This window comes from Klebsiella huaxiensis (assembly GCF_003261575.2).
GTDB classification, from domain to species: Bacteria; Pseudomonadota; Gammaproteobacteria; order Enterobacterales; family Enterobacteriaceae; genus Klebsiella; species Klebsiella huaxiensis.
This window is the reverse complement of sequence record NZ_CP036175.1, coordinates 5,213,725-5,229,467: the sequence shown is the minus strand read 5'-3', so window position 1 is coordinate 5,229,467 and position 15,743 is coordinate 5,213,725. Positions and strand designations below refer to the sequence as shown.

Sequence of the window (15,743 nt, the reverse complement as noted above, 5' to 3'; positions counted from 1 at the left end):
TTCGGTGTTAGCGCAGGCCGAATTATTTAGGGTGTAAATTAATTGTGGTCTAGATGTACGCCTAAACCGCTTTCACCCGGTGATAGCTCCGGGCGCAGAGCCAGAGAAGGGATCAGGTAATCGCCATGGTTCTGGCGGCGGAAGGGGATCGGCGCGGTTTCGGTGAGCGTATCAAGCCGCTGGGCCAGTTCGTCGCGTAGCGTATTAAAGCGATGTTCATCGATTTTGTCGGTACGGTAAAACACCAGCGGCGGCAACACGTCAAAGCCGGGGTAGAACAGCATCCCGTGCTGAATGGGGAACAGGATATCGTCGATAGGACCGTTAATCCCGCGCGGCGCGTAGTGCTCTGCCCATCCTCCGGCGGTGACGATCAGCATCGCCCGCTTGCCCGCAAACGTCCCTTCACCATAGCGATCTCCCCAGTGTTTGTCGCTATGTTCGCCGACGCCGTAAGCAAACCCGTAAGCGTAGACCCGGTCAATCCAGCCTTTCATAATGGCGGGCATAGAAAACCACCACAGCGGGAACTGAAAAATCACCGTATCGGCCCATAGCAGCTTCTCCTGTTCGCCAGTGATATCCGCGCGTTGCGTGCCGTGGGCAAAGGCATATTGTGAATCCCGCGTTGCCCGCCAGACATCTCCGACCGGCAAAGCGTTACTGTCGTCGGCATCAAACCCTGCCTTCCAGCGCATGGCGTAAAGATCAGAAACCTGTACTTCGTGACCGGCATTTTGAAGATGCTGCACGGCAAAATCTTTCAGCGCGCCGTTAAGCGAACGCGGTTCGGGATGGGCGTAAATCAGTAACACTTTCATGGAAGTAACCTCTGAGCAATGGAGAGCTGCAGAGTAGAGGGCGCGGCGTTATAGTAGAAATGAATTACCTTAATGACAGGTATAGTGATGATTAATATTCAGCGTCTGGACCTCAACCTGCTGCGCACCCTCGACGTACTGCTCAGCGAAAATAACGTCACTCGAGCGGCGCAGCGCCTTAATTTGTCGCAGCCCTCGGTCAGCGTTCAATTGGCGAGGCTGCGGGAGATTTTCGCCGATCCGCTGCTGCTGCCGGGTCCGCGTGGGATGCAGCCAACCGCCCGCGCCGATGAGCTACGCGGGCCGCTGCGCGATGCGCTGCTGGCGCTGGAGTTGGCGGTTGTGCCAGTTCAGGCATTTGACCCGGCGACGGCGGCGCAGACCTGGCGCGTGGCGGCAACGGACTATATGGCCTCGGCGATCCTGCTGCCAGCGCTCAACGTGCTGCGTACTGCTTCTCCTGCCAGCCGTCTGGCGGTGTTTGAACTACAGCCCTCGCGGTTGATTCAGCAGGCGGATCGCGATGAAGTGGATCTGTTTTTCCATACTCATGACGGCGCGCCGCCGGGGTTGCATCAGCGTCTGCTGTTTCGCGAACGCTACGTGCTGGCGGGCAGAGCGGGGCATCCGGCGTTGCAATCTACATTGAGCCTGGAGCAGTTCTGCCAGTTAGAACAGGTGATTGTCTCGCCAGACGGCGGGGGATTCAGCGCGGCAACCGATACCGCGCTGGCGAACCTCGGGCTGGCGCGGCGGGTTGTCCTTTCGGTGCCACACTTCCTGTTTATGCTGGAGACGCTGCGCAATAGCGAGCTGGTGGCGGTGCTGCCGGAGCGTCTGGTGCGCGGAACTCGTGGCCTGACGGTGGTCGAACCGCCGCTGGCGGTGGCCGGGTTCGATATGCTGATGCTGTGGCACGAGCGCTGGCACCGCGACCCGGCGCATCGGTGGCTGCGCCAGCAAATCGTCATGTCATTAGAGGATAAGCGATGTTAAGCGGATTAAATCACCTGACCCTGGCGGTCAGCCAGCTGGCGCCGAGCGTGGCGTTTTATCAGCAGCTTCCGGGGATGACGCTGCACGCGCAGTGGGACAACGGCGCGTATCTCTCCTGCGGCGATCTGTGGCTGTGCCTGTCGCTGGATCCGCAGCGGCAGGTCACCCCGCCGGAGGAGAGCGATTATACACATTACGCGTTTAGTATTGCGCAAGAGAACTTTGCGGGTTTTGCCGAGCGCTTGAATGCGGCTGGCGTCCCGGTATGGAAAACGAATAAAAGCGAAGGCGCATCGCACTATTTCCTCGACCCGGACGGTCATAAGCTGGAGCTGCACGTCGGCAGCCTCGCCCAGCGCCTGGCAGCCTGCCGGGAGAAACCCTATAAAGGCATGGTGTTTTTTGGCGAGGACTAGCGGACGGCTGGAGCTAAATTGCGCGTTGTTTCCCCGGAGGCGGCGCTTGACGCGCCTGTCCGGGCTACCGGCCCGCAGACGGCTGTGAACCCGTAGCCCGGTCAGCGCAGCGCCACCGGGAGAACCTTTACAAATCCTGCTTTAAAAATGTGAGGTTTTTTCCAACGTTGACATTCTTATCTCCAGATAATTGTCTGTACTTTTTTGTATATACAATCCATTTTGAAAGCGTAACAGAGGTCGTTCATATCATCAGCGCCTGGAAGGCGAACAGCAAAGAGAGGAATCGTTATGAACATGGTTAAACATAAACGCGATAACCCGGCTGGGCTTACAGTCGAGCGAGATGCTGAACTTAAAGCGCTGGCGAAGAAAACGGATGATCAAATTGATTACAGTGATATCCCGGCAACAGAGGATGAACAGTGGTCAGATGCGGTACGCGGTAAATTTTATCGACCGCTAAAAACGCAGGCTTCTGTACGTATTGATGCTGATGTTATGGAGTGGCTAAAACGACCTGGGAAAGGCTACCAAACCCGCTTGAATGCAATCTTAAGAGAAGCGATGATTCGCGATCTTAATAAGAAATAACCTGCTTTATGTTTCCCCGGAGGCGGTGCTTGACGCACCTTTTCCGGGCTACGGGTCCGCAGATGGTTGGGAACCGGTAGCCTGGGAAGCCGCAGCGCGAGCCGGGGAGATAACGCAGCAAGTTGCGTGTAATAAGTCAGGCGGCCATATCTGGCCGCCCGTTTTGGGGGTTAACTGAAGGTTCCCTTGCTGCTTTCCACCATCGCGATCAGCTCCATGATTTGCTGCTGCTTGCGCTTTGAGAGATTCTGCACACGATGAAACGCATCCTCGAGCGTGGGTTCCATCACTTTGGCGGTGAGCACAATACACTCGTCCATAACGCGCACCTCCAGCTTTCTGCCGGGGGTAAAACCCGCTTTCTCAAGCCACTGACCTTTTAAGATCAGCGCGGGTACACGATCGTGTTTTGGATAATTGGTCACATACGACACGGTATAGCTGCGCAGGGTGGAAGGAAACACTACAGGTTTAATGAGTTCTGCAATAGAATTGAAGTCAGTCATGGTCTCTATTCTCAGTCGATAGGGATTGTGATTAGTAAGACGCTCGTGTTGCAGCACGGGCGTCTTGCGTTAAATAAACACCTGTAAATCTACCCAGTAAATAAAAATAAAGCCAGCTAAAAATAGACAATAATAAAGACGTAACTGGAAGTATTTATTCGGAAATTAAATTTATGGGAATGTCTAATCTTGGGGAAGATAAACAAAACACCATCCTGCAATAGAATTAAAAACAAAATATCCGTTAAAAAATAAAAGGCTGCGAAAATTATCACAGCCTTTTTAATATTAGCCCCCTTTCAGTAAATCAAACACCATGCGCGCAAACCCTTTTGCCAGCACCGGATTTGACAGATATTGCATCATCACCGCCTGGTTTTTCCGATAATTTATCGCATGCAGTAAAGTCAATTTTTCGTGATATGGGTGAACCATCAAGCAATGTAACGGTAGAGCGACGAGGGTGGAGAATAAATAGTGAAAACTTGGATGCAGCGCAGGAAAACAACTTTCACCGAGTGCTACACCCTATAATCTTCACTCCGCCTCCCACTCCATTGCCACCTTCACCGCCATGCCCAGCTGCACCATCACCTCCCGATGTTTCTCAATCGGCGGCAGGGCGCAGTTGATCCTTAAGCAGTTACGATATTTCCCTGAAGCCGAAAACAGCGATCCCGGCGCGACCTGGATCTTCATGCGGCACAGCTGTTTGGCGACGCAGACCATATCCACCTGCTCGGGCAGTTCGACCCACAGCATAAAGCCGCCGGTTGGACGGGTGACGCAGATGCCGCAGGGGAAATATTCCCGCAGCCAGCAGGTGTAAATTTCCATATTACGCTGATAGATCTGCCGCATGCGCCGCACGTGGCGGTGATAGTGGCCTTCGCGAATAAAGGTGGAGGCCGCCAGCTGGGTCGAGGGGACGTTGGTGCCGCTGGCGGCGTATTTCATCTGCAACAGGCGATCGTAGTAGCGGCCCGGGGCGACCCAGCCGATGCGCAGGCCGGGGGCGATGGTCTTGGTAAACGAGCTGCAGAGTATGACCCGGCCGTCGATATCCCACGAATGAATGGTGCGCGGGCGCGGGTAGTCGGTCGCCAGCTCGCCGTAAATATCATCCTCAAAAATCACGATATCGTGGCGCTGGGCGAGGCACAGTACGGCGCGCTTACGGGCGTCCGGCATGATAAATCCCAGCGGGTTGTTGCAGTTCGGCACCAGAATGACCCCTTTGATCGGCCACTGCTCCAGCGCCAGCTCCAGGGCTTCGACGCTGATCCCGCTGTTCGGATCGGTGGGGATCTCAATGGCTTTGATCCCCAGGCCGCGCAGCATCTGCATGGTGCCGTAATAGCAAGGGGATTCGACGGCAACGATATCGCCGGGCTGACACACCGCGAGCAGGGCCAGCGACAGTGCGCTGTGGCAGCCGCTGGTGATCACCAGCTCGTCGGCGGTGACGACGGAACCGCCATCGAGCATCAGGCGGGCAATCTGCTCGCGTAACTCGCGGCGTCCGGCCAGCTCATCGTAGCTCAGCACATCGATAATATTATGCTGGATCACCCGGCTGAGCTCGCGCCACAGCGGTTTTAAACTCGGCTGAGATACGTCCGGGGAGCCGCCGCCGAACGGGATGATGGTTTTGTCATTGCGGGCGTCGAGCATGTTCAGCACCTGATCCCACTGGGTTATTTCCACCGGGCGCTGTACAGGGCGCGACATCGGCGGTACCGGCGGCTGGGCTTTTTGTGGGGCAACAAAATAGCCGGATCGCGGCTGCGGGGTGATCAGCTGGCGCTGCTCCAGCGTCTGATAAGCCTGCTGGACGGTGCTGATGCTGACGCCGTGCTCCTGGCTAAGGCTGCGCACTGAGGGCAGCTTTTCGCCATGGCGATATAGCCCTTGTTCAATACGCTCAGCCAGCAAATTGGCCAGATGTTGGTAGCGAGTCATGCTGTATCCCTTTTTGTTGCCATACAGATGGATAAATCGGTACAGATCGGCGGTGAAAACCGCACGCAGATATCGTTTTAATCAATCTGTATGTTAAAGAAAAGTGTTTTGTGAATCTGTATTGTCTGGCCCCAGATCCGCGAAGATAAAGCCTCTGGCAAGGCGAGGAGGCAGAGGATGGAATTTCACGAGAACCGGGCAAAACAGCCGTTTATCGGCTTCGTATTTTTAGGGCGAGCGATCAGAAAATGGTGGCTTCGGATGCAAACGCGACGAGTTTTGCAGCGAATGAGCGATGAACAGCTGAGAGACGTCGGATTAAGACGGGATCAGATCAATTAAAACGTGCGGTTTTTCACCCCGCGCACGTTCGTAGCCCCGGTAAACGTCAGCGCGACCGGGGTTTCCCCGGAGGCGGCGCTTGACGCGCCTGTCCGGGCTACCATACCAAACCGATACTCCATCGGGAATTTACATTCACAGAATTTATCATTTCATGCTTCTCTGTCCTTTGTTTCTTTATAGTTATCTTGATAAGTATTATTTTCCTCATCGTTAAATGAGGAAAAGAAGATGACCGAAGACGACCTGTTTGCCCGCCGCCCAATGGGGATGCGTATGGCGATGGTGGTGCGCCAGTGGCGCGCGATTATCGATTCTGCCATTACCGACACTGGCCTGACTCAGTCAAGCTGGACGGTGCTGATGCAGCTGCATCAGCTGGGGGATAACGTCTCGGTCAGCGAGCTGGCGGAGGTGCAGGGCATTGAACTGCCGCCGCTGATGCGCACCCTCACGCAGCTGGAAAAGCAGGGCTATCTGCTGCGTTCTACATCGCCCTATGACAAGCGTATACGCCTGCTGACGCTGACGGCGAAAGGCCGAACAAGGCTGGAAGAGCTGAACCGCGTGATTGAGACTTATCAAAATCGCGTCACCCGAACCATTCCCGAGGCGGAACTTGCCACCTTCAGCGCCACGTTAAATCACATCGCCTGCAATCTGCGGACTATCCGCGAAGAAGATAATAAGATCTAAAAAACTATGATGACCCCTGAACAGAAGTTTGCCCGTTGGGTAAGGGTGAGTATTGCCGCGTTTCTGGCGATATTCGCCTGGTTTATCGTTGCCGATATCTGGATCCCGCTCACCCCGGACTCCACCGTGATGCGCGTGGTGACCCCGGTCTCGTCGCGCGTCTCCGGCTATGTCTCCCATGTCTATGTACATAATAATAGCCAGGTGAAGAAGGGCGACCTGCTCTATGAGCTGGACCCGACGCTGTTTATTAACAAAGTAGAGGCCGCACAAATCGCCCTTGAGCAGGCGAAGCTGAGCAACCAGCAGCTGGACGCGCAGATCGCCTCTGCCCGCGCCAACCTGCGCACCGCCCAGTACACCGCGCGCAACGACAAGGTTACCCTCGACCGTTATCAGCGGCTGAGCACTATGCAGAACGTCTCGCAGTCGGATCTGGATAAAGTGCGCACCACCTGGCAAACCAGCGAACAGTCGGTCAGCGCGCTCAGCGCCAGCATCCAGAACCTGCTGATCCAGCGTGGCGAACGCGATGATGCGCGCAACGTGACGTTGCAAAAGTATCGCAATGCGCTGGAAGAAGCGCAGCTTAACCTCGGCTGGACAAAGGTCCGCGCCGAAACTGACGGCATGGTGAGCAACCTTCAGCTCAATCCCGGACTGTACGCCACCGCCGCCACGCCGTTGCTGGCGCTGGTGAGCAATCACACCGATATCGTTGCCGATTTCCGTGAGAAGAGCCTGCGCCACACCGGCGTGAATACCGATGCGGCGGTGGTGTTTGATGCGCTGCCGGGTAAAGTTTTTAAAGCGCGCGTCACCAGCAGCGATGCCGGGATTCTGGCCGGGCAGGAAGAGGTCAACGGTCAGCTGTCGCAGCCTGAGCAGTCCACTCGCTGGGTGCGCGATGCCCAGCGCATGCGTATCCACGTAGCGCTCGATGAGCCGCTGGACAAGCCGCTGCCTACCGGCGCACGCGCTACGGTGCAGCTGTATAATAGCGATGGCCCGTTTGCCCGCACCTTTGCTGGTGCGCAGATCCATCTGGTGAGCCTGCTGCATTATGTCTATTAATACCCTGGCGCGGGTATTCACCCCGCACGGCAATATCGTCTACACGGCCAATGATTTTCGCCAGACGCTGCGCATCGCCGTAGCCGGAACTATCGCGCTGAGCATTTCGACTTTCTACGACGTGCAGTACGGCGTCTTTTTTGTGGTTTACCCGCTGATGCTGCTTTCGCTGGTACCGGTATTTAACCGTCACGTGGCGCGGCAGTTTGTGTTCAGCGCAGCGGTAAACTGCGTCGAAATGGTGCTGATTGTCGGCTATCTTTCGCAGTGGCCAGTAATTATGACGCTGGTGGTCTTTGGCCTGTACGTGATGCGTTTTCGCTTTATGAGCCAGGGGCCGTTGTTTCTGCTGGGCTCGATGGGCGTGGTATGCCAGAGCACGATGCTCAACTTTATGAGCTATCCCACCAGCAACTGGCACACGCTGATGTTCTCCAACATGGAGGCGTGCGTAATGGCGGTGGCCCTCAGCGCGCTGCTCAACTACTTTATCCCGGACGTGGAACCGCGCAAGCCGCCGCCGCGTATTGAAAAAGATGCCGCTCGTATTCGCCATGAATCGCTGCTCTCCGGCAGCGTGGCGACGGTGATCTTTGTTATCTTCCAGCTCTGCGATCTGAGTGATTCCCTGTCGGCGCTGATGGCGGGGATTTTAATTCTCTTCCCGATGCACTATCGCGGGGCGGTGATTAGCTCGATCTGGCGCGTGGTGGGGGTGGTGATGGCCTGTCTCTATATTTTGCTGGTGCAGTTGGTTATCTATGATTTTAGCAACCATATGGTGCTGATGATGCCGCTGATTGGACTCGGCCTGGCCTTTAGCGCCCGCCTGCACGTGATGGAGAAAGTCGGCGCGGGCGTGGGCTTCGCCAGTATCACTACCATCGGCATTATGTTTGGCCAGAATCTGCATCCGGACCAGGATCTGGTATTCAGCGATCTGTACCGCATAACCTCCGTAACCGTTGCCTTAGTGGTGACGCTGACCATGGTCTTTCTGGTGCATCGAATCCTGAACTGTTTTGCGCCGACGCGGTTTGTGTTTACGGAGTGAACCGTATTTTTACGTAGGGATAATAATGTGTGGTTTGACGTTTTGTGGAAAACCGCATAGGGGGCTCTAATGTATTAGCCCCTTAAAATAATATCTGATTAGATAATGCCTATTTATATAAAATAAAAATGAACCGTATGTGAAGTATCTTATATGTGAATGAAATGGTCTTTTGTTACATAAAATAAAGTTAGTTCATGATTTATCTTAGGTATTTATAGCTTGCTTAATTTTTTGTTTTTATTGATTTTATTTTAATTTTTAGTGTTTTATTCTAATTTCATTAAAAATAAAGAGTTAAGTTTTTATTGTTTGATCTGAATTTCTTAAGATTATTCTTCATTCTGTTTGGTTTTATGTATTGATTTTTGATTGGAAAATAGTTTTTTATTCTTGTTTTTGTTGTTGGGTTGATATTTATACCTATTATTCACATTGCTTGAGATTTCATTAATATTAAGATTATAATCTCCACAAGAAATAAGATTATTATTGGATCGCACCAGGGAAAATATTTATATATTCACTTGATGTATAATTATGGATGATTATATAAGGATATGTGAATGTCATTATCTGTTTTTGGCTTTATGATTGATGATGCAAATTTTTGTTTCGACAGCCCACTTAAGATTGTTAATGTTTCTGGTCGTTTGCTGGGCACTGGCCCGATTGTTTTGCGTAGTACTATGTCTAATCTTTTATTCTTTCTTTTGATGCAACATCAAAAGGACATTATTACCGATAATGAAATCATGCATCATGTCTGGGATAAAAATGGGTTGAGTTCTTCACATTCCAGATTAGTGCAGGTGATATCAGCCTTAAAGCAAAATCTGATATTAGCTGGCTTTGACGAGAATATGATTGAACGAATCCCTGGGAAAGGGTACAGAATTACCTCTGGAAATATAAAAATACTCTATCAATATTGAACGTTGGTTGTGAAGATATTTATTTTTTTAAATATATAAGTGAAGTGGCAATTTTATTATTACTAATATTATTATATCAGTATTAATAAATAATTGACCGCTATGGGACCGTGTGTTGGACGTTTAAATTCCAACAGAAGTGTTTTTTTTGTAAATGACATCCCCTTATCCAGGGACTTTTTTAACATGGAGTTAAATATGAAGCGTTTATTATTATCTACCGCTGTAGTTTCCTGCCTGGTTGCTGTTGGCGCTCAGGCCTCTGATGGGCAAATCAATTTCCAGGGCCAGCTAACCGATTCTACCTGTCAGATTGCTATTGATGGTTCTCCTTCACCGGCTACGGTTGTACTGCCTACTCTTTCTGTTCAGGCTTTAGCTGCTCCTGGCGCTGTAGCTGGACGCACTCAATTTAATATTGAGCTTTCTGGTTGTACGGGTCTGGTAACCACGTCTACGGCAGCGGCATACTTTGAAAACGGTGCGAGTGTAGATAGCACCACTAACAATCTGGTGAATACAACTACGAGTGGCGCGGGCAACGTACAGCTGCAGCTGATCGATGCTCAGAGTAATATGAAAATTGATATTGGCCGTAGTTCACAAACTTCAACCAATACCCCTGTTGTTATCCCTAATACCGCTGGTGCGAGCACCGGAACCACTATACTGCCTTATGCCGTTCAGTATTATGCACTGGGAGCTACGACAGCAGGCCCTGTGACCAGTGATGTCAGCTTCAGCATTAATTATCAGTAAATTCATCGTCATCGGATGACATATGAAAACACCGATGGAAGGAATTCCATCGGTTAACAGGACGGATTCTATAATGAAAAAAAACATTATTGCCATACTACTTGCCATGGCGGCGGCCTTTCCTGTTTATAGCTCTGTAGTCATTACAGGAACGCGCGTTATTTACCCGGAAAGCGAAAGGGAAGTCTCCGTTAAGATGGAAAACAAGGGGAGTTCACCGGTGCTTATCCAATCCTGGGTGGATGATGGTGATCAAATTTCGACCCCGGATACGGCAAAAGCTCCTTTTTTATTAACTCCACCGATTAACCGTGTTAACGCTGGAAAAGGACAAACGCTGCGTATTCGCTATACGGGTGAAGCATTACCGCAGGATAAAGAATCCATTTTTTATCTTAATGTTCTGGAAATTCCCCCCATGGTTAAAGGCGAACTGGCAGAGAAAAACTTGCTATCGATGGCTTTTCGCTCACGTCTGAAACTTTTTTATCGCCCAAAAAACCTCATTAAAAACGCGAGTGACGCACCGGAAAAAGTGGTATGGAAGCGTCAGGGAAATAAAGTTACCGCGCATAACGTCACACCATATCACGTGACGGTAGCCTACTTTTCAGAAGATGAAAAAGGGGAAAAAAATATAGGCGCAGGCAGCATGTTAACGCCAGGTGAAACTCATACTTGGTCGCTGGACCGCGTAACCCCCCGCTGGTACCCGATGATTATCAATGACTACGGCGCTCTACGCCCTGTGGAACCTAATAAAAAATAAATTAATGCGGTATTCATTGTGTAGTCGCCGCCCTGTAAACAGTAATGGAATAGAACGGGGTTCTTGATGATTCGTTCCTGCAATTTTAAACCGACGCCTCTGGTCGTGGCGATCTCGCTTGGTTTTAGCCCTTTTGCTATCGCGCAGGATGCAGATGAAGTGCAGTTTAATAGCACCTTTATGAGCCAGGGTAGCCAGAAAAAGATCGATCTTACCCACTATGAACACAACCTGGCCGTGCCCGGCAAATATCGCGTTGAGCTGCGGATCAACAACCAGTATCAGGGATTCCAGGATATTACGGTTAGCGAGGGAAAACCGCCAGCCAAAACAGGGGCCATATGCCTGACCACTGAAACATGGCGCACGCTGCCGCTGAATATCGAGAAACTTAGCGACGATGCGCAATCGCTGCTGGCTAATAGCGCGGATGATGCCTGCCTCGCGACAGCGGAAATTATCCCTCAGGTAACGTCGGAATTTGACCCCAGCAACCAAACGTTGGATTTAGCAATCCCAGCGCTTTATCTGGTACGTAATCCGCGCGGTTACGTCAACCCGGTGCAGTGGAACAAAGGCGTGACGGCGGGGCTGCTAACCTACAACGCTAACTATTATCACCAGCAAAACCGGGGAACGGAAAACGAAAGTGCTTATTCGGGGATTACTACGGGTTTTAACCTGGGGAACTGGTATTTTCGTCACAATGGCAACTGGAGCTGGCAGGATGACATCGGCAGCCACTATCAAGCGCTCAATTCCTACGTTCAGCGCGACATTCCGGCGATAAAAGGACGCCTGACATTAGGTGACCGCAATACCCGGGGTGAGCTGTTTGATACCCTTGCATTTCGCGGCATTCAGTTGGCAAATGAGGAGCAGATGCTGCCTGATTCCCAGCGAGGTTATGCACCTATTGTGCGAGGAACGGCTCGTACATCGGCGAAGGTGCAGATTTTCCAGCAGGGACGCCTGTTATATGAAACGGCCGTATCACCCGGTCCGTTTGAAATTAACGATCTCTATCCCACAGGTTACGGCGGTGACCTGCAGTTGGTCATTAAGGAGGCGGATGGTTCCGAGCAGCAGCAGACCATCCCCTACGCGGCGACCAGTAATCTACTCCGTTCTGGCACTAACCACTATAGCGTGACGATGGGCAAGCTTCGCAAAGATCAGGTTGAAAGCGAGCCGTTTCTTGGCGAACTGACATGGCGTCGTGGCCTGAATAACTTTTTTACCGGTTATGCAGGTCTTCAGGGTAATGAAGATTATCAGGCAGGTATGTTGGGCGTCGCGTTGGGCACGCCTGTAGGGACATTTTCTCTGGATGCCACCCAGGCGCAAACTCAGCTGGATAAGCCCCTGCAGGGCTATAGCAAACGCATGTCTGGGCAAAGCTATCAGCTGAAGTACAGTCAGTTTATTATGTCGACGGGCAGTAATTTTAGCGTTGCGGCGTATCGTTATTCGACAGAAGAATACCTGGACTTTATGACCGCGATGCAGATCCGTGATGCGCAGAAATATGGCGATGATACCTGGGATATTCATCGCCCCAAAAGCCGCCTCAACATCAGTGCCAGTCAGAATTTGCCTGAAGGATGGGGGAATTTTTACCTTAACGTCTGGCAGCAGGATTATTGGGACGCAAATCAGGGAACCGATCGCCAGTACCAGTTTGGCTATAACAATGCTTTGGGGCGAGTGAGCTACGGACTGAGTATGAGCCGTAACCGCAACGGTGATGGCGATTATGAAAACCACTACCAGCTGACGCTGAGCATTCCGCTCGGCAATACGACGCCGTTCAGCCAGATGTCGATGAACCTGAATCACGATCCAGGCGGTGCGGTACGCGAACAGTTGGGGCTGAGCGGTACAGCGCTGGAAGACAGTTCGTTGAGCTATGGTCTGTCGGCGTCGAATTCCAATAAAGGGGATTCGACCAGCGGTTCGCTGAACACCTCGTTACGCAGTTCTCTGGCAATGCTTCAGGCGCAGGTGGGAACAGGTAAACATTATAGTAATTATTCTTTTGGCATTAGCGGCGGCGCAGTTGCACATAGTGGCGGCGTGACGTTGACCCCTTACACCGCGGATACCATGGCGCTGGTCGAGGCTAAAGGTGCTCAAGGGGCAAAAGTGAGTGGTTACCCAGGAGTTACTGTCGACCGTTTTGGTTATGCCATTGTTCCTTATCTTAACGCTTACCAGATCAACCAGATTGAGATCGATCCTAAAGGTATATCGGAGAACGTTGAGCTGGAAAATACCAGCCAGAAAATCGCGCCTTACAGCGGTGCGGTGGTTAAGCTGCATTTTGATACCCTACAAGGGCAGGCCGTGATGATTCAACTAACCAACGGCCAGATGATTCCGTTCGGTGCGGATGTGCTGGATGCGGAACAAAACGTGGTGGGCGTAGTGGGGCAGGGGCAACGTATTTTTGCCCGTCTTGCTCATATTTCAGGCCAGCTTCGGGTGAGCTGGGGGGATAGCAAAGAGGATTCCTGCGCCATCAATTATTCACTTCCGGCCTCTTCAGGGACGGAGATTGTCAATATTAATGCCGAATGCCGCTGACCTCCAGGGAGGGTTAATTATGCCGATTAAAAGCTGGCTACGATGGGGGATAGTGGGGTTATTACTGCTGCCGTTTCTTTCGTCCGCTACAATTAATTGTACGAAAAATTATTCTGGCCGTACGTCTTACGTCGACCAATATGTCTCGGTATTAGGCAAAAGTATGACGGTTTCGGCATTACGTGATTTACCCGTAGGCTCCGTACTTTACAGGCAGTACATTTATGATGCCGATACGCAGGTCATCGGCGTTGATGGCTGCACTTCGAACGTGCCTGGCGGGGAGTATCTTAAGTTAGTCCATGCGTTAAACATTGAGGGTTCGCTGCCTGCAGTTGTCGGGCAGTACCAGGGGCTTAATGTTTACAGTACCGGGGTTTCCGGCATTGGGGTGGTTGTCGCCGTTACCTATAACAATAATTCAACATCGTTATATGGATTGCCGGACTCCTCTACGAAGCAAACGAATATTCCAGACACGGAATCGAGGAGCTTTGGCACGTCATACGCCGATCAGGCCTTTGAACTCCTGCTGGTGAAAGTCGGGGATATTGCCCCGGGTACCTGGACTGTGGCGTTCACGTACCCGGCGATTACTCATTCCGCTCAGGCAACGAATGCCACTGGTGTAACCCAGGATTATGGTTACCGCTGGAATATCTCGGGTGGTGTGAATGTCGTTGCGGGTACCTGCCAGACGCCGGATGTGACGGTGCCAATGGGGGAGCACTCAATTGCGCAATCGACGACCACCGAATGGGTGGATTTCAACATCAATCTCCTGAACTGTCCGCCGATGTATGGGCGCTATAACCGCAACGCGTCGGATTCGTCGTCGACGGCGGTGATACGTTGGACAAATAAAGATGATTATACAATCGCTGGGCCAGATATGCCGAATAGCATTAGTTTTTTGCTTAATCCGGCCAGCGGTTATCAAACCCTGGCGGCGGGCGGCGAGTGCGCAGCGCTGACCGATGATATCGATATGGCAAAAGGGATGTGCCTGGAGATACAAAATCGCGATAACGTGAATGTGCTAACCAATTCTAAAGCCAATACGTTGACCGACTCTGGCCTGACGCTGCTGCAAACCACCGCCAGCTACGCAATACCGCTGAGAGCGCGCTATGCACGTAACAATGAGAGCACGCTGCGGGCAGGTAAGGCCGATACGTCGGTCGAGTTTACCATTAACTATCAGTAGGGTTTACGGCAGGCGGGAATTCGTGCAGGAGTTCAAACGCCTCGCCGTCAAAATGGTAAACAGCCTGCGTTTCACCGGGAACAGCCCACCGCTGTTCCGCTCCTGCTTCACAGCTCAGATAGATGCATAGCCCGCAGCCGCCGCGCAGCTGGCGTGGAATGTCCTTCACCCGGAAGGTCATTCCCGCCGCCTGCAGGGCTTTGCGGGTACGCACCACGCCTACCGTCGAATGAAATAAAAACAAATATTCCGTCACCTGCGGTTCCTCTGACGTAAACCGATCAGCGCCGCGCCGATCGCCCCGGCAAACTGCGCGTCGGGATGCGTATGCACCGCCATGCCGACATGGCCCTCCAGCATTCGCGCGAACGCCGCGCAGTGGCTGACGCCGCCGGTAAACAGCAGCGGGCCTTGTGCCGACAGGCGGCCAATAAAATTGGCGCTGCGCCGGGCCATGGCGTTGATCACCCCGGCGAGAATGGCCTCCGGCGGCACTCCAGCTGAACGCAGGCTGATGACCTCGGATTCGGCGAACACCGTGCACATGCTGGTGATCGCATGCGGTTCAATCCCTTCGGTGATGCTGTCGAGCTGTTCGACGCTGGCGCCGAGCGTACGCGAGATAATCTCCAGAAAGCGCCCGGTGCCCGCCGCGCATTTGTCATTCATCAAAAAATCGGTGAGATTGCCGTCATCATCCAACTGGATAACCTTGCTATCCTGACCACCAATGTCGATGACCGTCCGGGTCTCCGGTGCCAGCAGACGCGCACCGAGACCGTGGCAGGAGATCTCCGTCACCTGCTTATCGGCAAAATCTACCAGTTGGCGACCATAGCCGGTTAAGGTTAAAAACGGCCGTTCATCCAGCCCGGCGCAAAGCGTTTCCCACGCCTCAACGATGGCATCGGCGGGGCGAAACGGCGTCGGGCAGAGAAAACGGCGCTGGATCGCGCCGTCCTGGAGCAGGATGCCTTTGGTGGCGGTAGAACCGGAATCAATCCCTGCGGTAAACGTCACTCATGC

The 15,743-nt window shown here is 52.4% G+C and carries 17 protein-coding genes; 12 read left to right on the top strand and 5 right to left on the bottom strand.

The genetic code is table 11. The features are described from left to right. Positions 1–38: 38 nt before the first annotated feature. Positions 39–821 (bottom strand): NAD(P)H-dependent oxidoreductase, encoded by a 783-nt coding sequence (locus tag DA718_RS24965; RefSeq protein ID WP_112215156.1) that lies wholly within the window; start codon positions 819–821, stop codon positions 39–41. A gap of 87 nt (positions 822–908) precedes the next feature. Here DA718_RS24965 and DA718_RS24960 point away from each other — a divergent pair, with 87 nt between their 5' ends. From DA718_RS24960 to DA718_RS24945, 3 genes are all read left to right on the top strand, one after another. Continuing rightward, positions 909–1,817 (top strand): LysR family transcriptional regulator, encoded by a 909-nt coding sequence (locus tag DA718_RS24960; protein ID WP_112215155.1) that lies wholly within the window; start codon positions 909–911, stop codon positions 1,815–1,817. Beyond that, positions 1,811–2,233 carry a FosA family fosfomycin resistance glutathione transferase gene (locus tag DA718_RS24955; protein WP_112215154.1) on the top strand — a complete coding sequence of 141 codons (423 nt, stop codon included), beginning with the start codon at positions 1,811–1,813 and terminating at the stop codon, positions 2,231–2,233. The genes DA718_RS24960 and DA718_RS24955 overlap by 7 nt, the downstream gene beginning before the upstream one ends. A gap of 291 nt (positions 2,234–2,524) precedes the next feature. Then, on the top strand, positions 2,525–2,827 hold the full coding sequence (locus DA718_RS24945) for a BrnA antitoxin family protein (protein ID WP_112215153.1): 303 nt from the start codon (positions 2,525–2,527) through the stop codon (positions 2,825–2,827). A gap of 170 nt (positions 2,828–2,997) precedes the next feature. On the opposite strand, the gene DA718_RS24940 is transcribed toward DA718_RS24945, so the two are convergent. Both DA718_RS24940 and DA718_RS24935 read right to left on the bottom strand, forming a co-directional pair. After that, on the bottom strand, positions 2,998–3,333 hold the full coding sequence (locus tag DA718_RS24940) for a SymE family type I addiction module toxin (RefSeq protein WP_112215152.1): 336 nt from the start codon (positions 3,331–3,333) through the stop codon (positions 2,998–3,000). 537 nt (positions 3,334–3,870) lie between these two features. Continuing rightward, on the bottom strand, positions 3,871–5,295 hold the full coding sequence (locus tag DA718_RS24935) for an aminotransferase-like domain-containing protein (RefSeq protein ID WP_112215151.1): 1,425 nt from the start codon (positions 5,293–5,295) through the stop codon (positions 3,871–3,873). 177 nt (positions 5,296–5,472) lie between these two features. Between DA718_RS24935 and DA718_RS24930 the strand changes: the two genes are divergently transcribed. The 9 genes from DA718_RS24930 to DA718_RS24890 all read left to right on the top strand — a co-directional run bounded on the left by DA718_RS24930 (position 5,473) and on the right by DA718_RS24890 (position 14,717). Beyond that, positions 5,473–5,637 (top strand): DUF1127 domain-containing protein, encoded by a 165-nt coding sequence (locus DA718_RS24930; protein WP_110272767.1) that lies wholly within the window; start codon positions 5,473–5,475, stop codon positions 5,635–5,637. Positions 5,638–5,868: 231 nt separating this feature from the next. Beyond that, complete coding sequence (locus tag DA718_RS24925) at positions 5,869–6,333, top strand: MarR family winged helix-turn-helix transcriptional regulator (RefSeq protein ID WP_112215150.1); 465 nt, start codon at positions 5,869–5,871, stop codon at positions 6,331–6,333. A gap of 6 nt (positions 6,334–6,339) precedes the next feature. Further along, positions 6,340–7,407, top strand: coding sequence for an HlyD family secretion protein (locus tag DA718_RS24920; RefSeq protein WP_112215149.1), 1,068 nt, complete (start codon positions 6,340–6,342; stop codon positions 7,405–7,407). Next, positions 7,397–8,461 carry a DUF2955 domain-containing protein gene (locus tag DA718_RS24915; protein WP_112215148.1) on the top strand — a complete coding sequence of 355 codons (1,065 nt, stop codon included), beginning with the start codon at positions 7,397–7,399 and terminating at the stop codon, positions 8,459–8,461. The genes DA718_RS24920 and DA718_RS24915 overlap by 11 nt, the downstream gene beginning before the upstream one ends. A gap of 566 nt (positions 8,462–9,027) precedes the next feature. Beyond that, positions 9,028–9,396 carry a winged helix-turn-helix domain-containing protein gene (locus tag DA718_RS24910; RefSeq protein ID WP_112215147.1) on the top strand — a complete coding sequence of 123 codons (369 nt, stop codon included), beginning with the start codon at positions 9,028–9,030 and terminating at the stop codon, positions 9,394–9,396. 198 nt (positions 9,397–9,594) lie between these two features. Continuing rightward, positions 9,595–10,155 carry a fimbrial protein gene (locus DA718_RS24905; protein ID WP_112215146.1) on the top strand — a complete coding sequence of 187 codons (561 nt, stop codon included), beginning with the start codon at positions 9,595–9,597 and terminating at the stop codon, positions 10,153–10,155. A 73-nt stretch (positions 10,156–10,228) separates the two neighbouring features. Beyond that, a complete protein-coding gene (locus DA718_RS24900; protein WP_112215145.1) occupies positions 10,229–10,924 on the top strand; it encodes a fimbrial biogenesis chaperone in 696 nt (231 codons plus the stop codon). Between the two features lie 66 nt (positions 10,925–10,990). Next, complete coding sequence (locus DA718_RS24895; RefSeq protein WP_112215144.1) at positions 10,991–13,510, top strand: fimbria/pilus outer membrane usher protein; 2,520 nt, start codon at positions 10,991–10,993, stop codon at positions 13,508–13,510. Positions 13,511–13,529: 19 nt separating this feature from the next. After that, the gene (locus tag DA718_RS24890) at positions 13,530–14,717 is read left to right on the top strand and encodes a fimbrial protein (RefSeq protein WP_142514849.1); all 1,188 of its coding nucleotides are present in this window, start codon (positions 13,530–13,532) and stop codon (positions 14,715–14,717) included. On the opposite strand, the gene DA718_RS24885 is transcribed toward DA718_RS24890, so the two are convergent. Both DA718_RS24885 and yjiL read right to left on the bottom strand, forming a co-directional pair. Next, the gene (locus DA718_RS24885; RefSeq protein WP_112215142.1) at positions 14,704–14,973 is read right to left on the bottom strand and encodes a putative Se/S carrier protein; all 270 of its coding nucleotides are present in this window, start codon (positions 14,971–14,973) and stop codon (positions 14,704–14,706) included. The genes DA718_RS24890 and DA718_RS24885 overlap by 14 nt on opposite strands. Continuing rightward, complete coding sequence (gene yjiL / locus DA718_RS24880; protein ID WP_112215141.1) at positions 14,970–15,737, bottom strand: putative 2-hydroxyacyl-CoA dehydratase activator YjiL; 768 nt, start codon at positions 15,735–15,737, stop codon at positions 14,970–14,972. Before yjiL ends, DA718_RS24885 begins: the two co-directional genes overlap by 4 nt. Positions 15,738–15,743 lie beyond the last annotated feature (6 nt).